Below are 5,757 nucleotides of genomic sequence, written 5' to 3' on the forward strand. Positions count from 1 at the left end.
ATACCGTATTGCCCTAAAATGTTAACCTAATTTGAGATTAAATCATGCTCTTAACAGCAGGTCAAAGGATTTGATCTTGGATATTTCAGGAATAATAGTCGATCTCCTCACTCTGTAGACCTAACTACCATTCTAAGACTACCATTCTAAGACAATTAACATGGTGGGTCTGCTCTATCTCTATGTATACCCATTATTGCCTAACTTTCTATGGGAACCTGTAATCAGGGGAATTAACGACTATTATCAACGATCGCAACCCCAAAATCCAGTAATTGCTACCATCATCGGCTAACAGGTCCCCAGAAAAAAGTTTCGCCACTAGGCTAGTTGACTCCTTAGAATGGAGAATCGGACAAAAAAATTGAAGTGATATGCGGATCTCATTAAACTGGTTACGAGAACTGGTAGACATCAGTATCAGTCCCGAACAATTAGCGGAAACCCTGACGGTAGCGGGATTTGAAGTAGAAGATATCGAAGATCGCCGCACTTGGGCCGATGGTGTGGTATTAGGGAAAATCGCGGAAATTGCACCCCACCCTAATGCGGATAAACTGCGAGTCTGTCAGGTAGACATAGGACAAAGCGATCGCCTAAATATCGTTTGTGGGGCCCCTAATGCAGCAGCAGATATGATTGTGGCTGTAGCGACCATTGGGACTTATCTCCCCGCCATTGACCTGAAGCTAAAAAAAACTAAGCTGCGGGGTGTCCCCTCTATGGGAATGATTTGTTCCCTATCAGAATTGGGTTTAGAAAAAGAATCACCAGGTATCCATAACTTTGATTTAGACAACCCTGTGCTGGGAAGTGATGTCCGACCCCTAATCGGACTCGATGACGTGATCCTGGATGTCACAGCTACCGCTAATCGCGCGGACGGGTTGAGTATGGTAGGAATTGCTAGAGAAGTGGCGGCTTTGACTGGCGGGAGTTTGAAAATTCCTGACGCGGCGGGGGTATTAATTGGCGACCAAGACCCAGCAGGTGGGTTGGAAATTGACATTATGGAATCCCAAGCCTGTCCTACCTATATCGGAGGTGCGATCGCCAATGTAAAAATTGCCCCCTCTCCTGATTGGCTAAAACGACGGCTACAGGCGGCGGGAATTCGTCCCATTAACAATGTCGTCGATGTCACCAACTACATTTTACTAGAATGGGGGCAGCCTCTCCACGCTTTCGATCGCGATCGGCTCACTAACCTGACTGGATCTCAAAACCTGACTATCGGGGTGCGTTTTGCTAAGGCTTCTGAGTCTCTCAAAACTCTTGATGGTCAAACCCGCCAGCTACAAGACCAAAATCTGGTGATTACCGCTAATGATCAACCGGTTGCTTTAGCGGGGGTTATGGGAGGCGAGGATACGGAAGTTCACGAGGGGACGACTAATTTAATCCTAGAGGCGGCGGTGTTTTCTCCGGTGGCTATTAGGCGATCGGCGCGTGTTCAGGGTATCCGCACGGAATCGTCTACCCGTTATGAACGCGGCATAAATCAAGCTGAACTGGCTCTGGCTTGCCGTCGTGCTATATTATTAATCTCGGAACTAGCTGGGGGAACTGCTACGGTTCAGAAATCCGCCAGCGGTGCTACCCAAATGCGGATGACTCAGGAAGTTTCCCTGAGTCTCGATCGCCTTAATGCTATTTTAGGACCCCTCAAGCGGGGAGAAGATACGGAGGTGGAGTCCTATTTACAACCCCCAGAGGTTGAAAGTATTTTAACTGCTTTGGGATGTGGTACTAGCCGCCAAGAGGGGGAATCGGTAGTCTGGACGGTGACAGTTCCCCCCTATCGTCAACGGGACTTAGAAAGGGAAATTGACCTGATTGAAGAGGTGGCGCGATTATATGGATATGACCGCTTTTCTGATACTCTTCCGACTCAGAGTGTCCCCGGTTATTTACCACCAGAAGAAGCGGCTAAAAGAGACTTGCGATCGGCTTTTCGCGCTGCTGGTTTGACTGAGTTGATGCACTATTCCCTAGTTAAACAACAAGGGGATAATCAGGTGGTAATTGCTAATCCTCTGTTCGTGGAGTATTCGGCTTTACGAACTGAGATGTTATCTGGGTTAATTGATGCTTTTGTGTTTAACCTGGAAAATGGTAACGGTCCGTTAAATGGGTTGGAAATTGGCCGGATTTTTCGGCGTGATGGAGAAGTTTACCAGGAAGAAGATGCGATCGCTGGGGTGATTGGTGGCGACCCGTCTCAGGGTCGTTGGGTCAACAGTGGCAAGGATAATCCCATGAGTTGGTTTGAGGCTAAAGGTGTGTTAGAATCCGTGTGGGAGCGGTTGTCTTTGTCTGTGGAATATCGCCAAGAATCTGATGTAAAAATGCTTCATCCTGGACGGACGGCTACGTTATGGTTAAATGGCGATCGGCTGGGAATTTTTGGTCAACTACACCCCCAAATTCAACGGGAAAAAGAACTTCCTGAAGCTGTCTATTTATTCGAGTTTCGTCTCCCGGTACTCACGGCTGCTATTACGGCTAAGGATTACTTAAAGCGACCTTTTCAGTCCTATTCTACTTTCCCCGCTAGTGACCGCGACCTGGCCTTTTTTGTGGCGGATTCGGTGTCGGTGGCTGATTTGCAAAAAACCATGATTAAAAATGGTGGTAAAATCCTGGAATCGGTGGATTTATTCGACGAATACCGTGGCAAAAATGTTCCCGAAAATCAGCGAAGTTTGGCTTTTCGTTTGGTTTATCGGGTTGGCGATCGCACCCTTACTGATGAGGACATAGAACCCTTACAGCAAAAAATTAGGGATGCTTTGGTTAAGGAGTTTCAGGTCAGTTTGAGAAGTTAGTTAGTCTCCCTTTATCCCCCCTCCTTCCCTTCTTGGGGGGAGGTTGACTCCTCTTGTCGATAACCACCCACTTCTGAGAATTTCCTCAAAATCACATAGACACCTATTACCATGGCTCTGGTATAATGTGATAATATCTATGGTGGTGATTAGTTGACGACATTGAGAAGGTTATGGCAAAATATATCATGTTGGGTAGCTACTGTGAAGACGTTTTGGCGAAACGGGAACCCTACCGACCAGAACATTTACAGGGTTTAAAGGAACAAAAAGAATCGGGGGTTTTAATTACTATTGGACCCACCAAAGATCTAACTCAGGTTTTGGGGATTTATGAGGCTGAATCAGAGGCGATCGTTCGCGGCTTGGTGGAAGCTGACCCCTACTGGAAAAATGGGATCTGGACTGAGTACAACGTGAAAGAGTGGATTCAAGCATTCTAGTCTATTATCACACATCAATATAGGTGAAGGCAAGCCTCAGTCATCACCTATTTAATCACCCCGATAATTACTAAGGCGATCGCTACTATTATTTATCATCAGGAGTCAACATGAACATTTTAGGAATAGCTGACAGCAACTTAGAACCCGTAGACTACAGCGATATATTAAATAAAATTATCCAGCAAATTACCCAACAACAACCATTCAAAATTTCCAAAAATAAAAATCATCTGATTATCGACCTAGAGACTATTACTGAGCAACTAATTAAACAAAATATTGCTAACCCCATTAGTTCCAAGGGTATCATCAAATCAGCCACAGTTAATTTTAATAGTAATACTCAAAATATATTTAACCAACAAATCAGACAAATTCGGGATTTATTAAAAGACAAGTTACAGGAATTAGCCAGAGATAATAATCACCCAGATATCAACTCTTTAACTCATAGCTTTATCCGAACTTTACAGCAAATCAACAATCAGAAATTCGATTTATATTATAATTTTCCTGCTATCCAAAACGTCAAAACTTCAGAGTTAGAAACACGGGTTAATGAGAATGTGGGTAGTCATTCTATCCTCAAGTTTCATAAACTGACAATTTCCGTAAGAAACATCAATCAATTTACCCAAGATTTAAAACAGGGACTCCGTAACTATATTGAGGAAAAACTGGACCAAGAATCCAGCGAGGATGTAGAAGATACTCTGGAAATCCTAGATAATTTAACTAATGATAAATCTTCTGATTTTTATAAATTACAGAAAGTAGTCGATAGCGAATCCCTAGGGAAACTCAAAAAACACGCTAAAATCTGCTATTTAGAATATTTAGCCGCCAATTTAGCCACTAATAATAATCCCGATTTAGTTTATTTACAGGATTTAATTCGGCGACTAAAAGATATGGTGGCTTATATTTATGACCATGACAAACAGGATGGAGATTATCGAGTTAGTTATGGTGGAGAAACCATTAATTATCGGGATTGGTTTTCCCGGTCAGAGGTGTTTGACTCTCTCCCCATTATTCCGATAATTAGCGAGAGTTTAGGGGAAACCACCAGTCCAGACGGAAGCGAGAGAACCTTTACTTTTGGCTTAAAACTTAAATTTAACAACCCGGTTCAAGCTAGGGGAGGTAAACCAGCATTTGACTATCATCTTGATACGATTAATCCTGATAAAGCCGAAGCAAAAAAACCAGAATTTTATCAGGAATCTCTGTATTATCAAAAGGTCTTGAAATTAGCTTTTGTCTACTATTTTGCATTTGCGACTCACAGTAATCCTGACCAAGAAGATTATGATCCACAATCGGAACTAACTTATAATGTTCGCGAGAGTTTTGAGACCTATTTTTTGCCAATTTTTCAGGGTACAGATGAAGATAAAAAGTCTAATTTTTTGCAGCGTGTCATTAAAGGATTTTACAAATATAAAGTATTAAAAAAAATTAATAGACTCAAATCGCTACTTCATCATTGTCTTAAACAATCCACTATTTTAGAACCCCAAAATTTTCCTATTAAAATTGGCATATATAAGGGTATATTAGAATCAGATATTGATAAAATTAGCAATGGTTTGTTTTTTAATCATCTAGTAGAAAGCAATACCAAAGAGTGTCTTCAGTACATTACTATTGGCGATTCTAGTCCCGACACGGGAATATTTTGTCAACTTCCGGGTAATCTGAAAATCGAAGATATCCGCTATTATCAGACATCAGAAAATCAGCAATTTACCATCAATTATCATGGGATTGATAAAATTCAAAAATGTCTTCCGGTTTTCTTCCTTCCTAAAAGTAACCCAAATAGCCAACAAACAGAACAAATTTTTAGCAATATTCCAGGAATTATTTTTCACTACAATAAAGAATCCTTAAATAAGGAGCATGATAATTCTTCGGTACAGAGTTTTATTTATCGGTTTACCATGTCTCTGCTGATTTATATCATTTTGCTGATAATTCTGGAAGGTTGGGGACTGGTATTTTTACCAATTTTTCGACTTCATGAAGGTAGCGAAAATAAACCTTTTGAATCAGAGAAGTTTATGGCTAATTTATCGAAAGTAATTAGTCATTTATTGAATAATAAATATCGCGCCAATTCTCAAGGGTTGCGGATTAAAAATCTGACCCAAAGTTTTACCAAGGGAAATGCTTTGGGTTCGTTATATTCGGTATTACCGCGCAAGTTTATCCTAGATCAATCTGCTAATCGTCCCAGTTTCTCCCTGGATAAATTGGCTTTAATTGTGGTTTCTAGTGTTGAAAGTGATGGTTTATTCAAAGGCGATCGCCAAGACCGGATTTCTACTGTATTCGGTGAAGCGATCGGAATTAGGAAGCAGTCAGAGAATCAAATTGTCGTACAGTTATTAAAAACCTTTTCGGAAAATTATCTCTCTCGCAATTTATAGCATTAGTCAAGGTGGTTAGGACGCAGCTTTGAGAACGGAATCCATGGT

3 protein-coding genes are annotated in these 5,757 nt (G+C 41.5%); all 3 read left to right on the forward strand.

All coding sequences use genetic code 11. The features are described 5' to 3' along the window. Positions 1-374 precede the first annotated feature (374 nt). The 3 genes from pheT to P5683_RS22245 all read left to right on the forward strand — a co-directional run bounded on the left by pheT (position 375) and on the right by P5683_RS22245 (position 5,709). Complete coding sequence (gene pheT, locus P5683_RS22235; RefSeq protein WP_006669777.1) at positions 375-2,828, forward strand: phenylalanine--tRNA ligase subunit beta; 2,454 nt, start codon at positions 375-377, stop codon at positions 2,826-2,828. A 173-nt stretch (positions 2,829-3,001) separates the two neighbouring features. Next, positions 3,002-3,271: a YciI family protein gene (locus P5683_RS22240; protein ID WP_006620252.1), complete on the forward strand. Its 270-nt coding sequence runs from the start codon at positions 3,002-3,004 to the stop codon at positions 3,269-3,271. 110 nt (positions 3,272-3,381) lie between these two features. Continuing rightward, positions 3,382-5,709 (forward strand): hypothetical protein, encoded by a 2,328-nt coding sequence (locus tag P5683_RS22245; protein WP_315641055.1) that lies wholly within the window; start codon positions 3,382-3,384, stop codon positions 5,707-5,709. Positions 5,710-5,757: the final 48 nt, after the last annotated feature.

It is taken from the genome of Limnospira sp. PMC 1279.21 (assembly GCF_032349615.1).
Classification (GTDB): domain Bacteria; phylum Cyanobacteriota; class Cyanobacteriia; order Cyanobacteriales; family Microcoleaceae; genus Limnospira; species Limnospira fusiformis.

Bases quoted from the DNA above. Each gene is read 5' to 3' on its own strand.
- pheT (WP_006669777.1), top strand. From the start codon at position 375: ATGCGGATCTCATTAAACTGGTTACGAGAACTGGTAGACATCAGTATC.
- P5683_RS22240 (WP_006620252.1), top strand. From the start codon at position 3,002: ATGGCAAAATATATCATGTTGGGTAGCTACTGTGAAGACGTTTTGGCG.
- P5683_RS22245 (WP_315641055.1), top strand. From the start codon at position 3,382: ATGAACATTTTAGGAATAGCTGACAGCAACTTAGAACCCGTAGACTAC.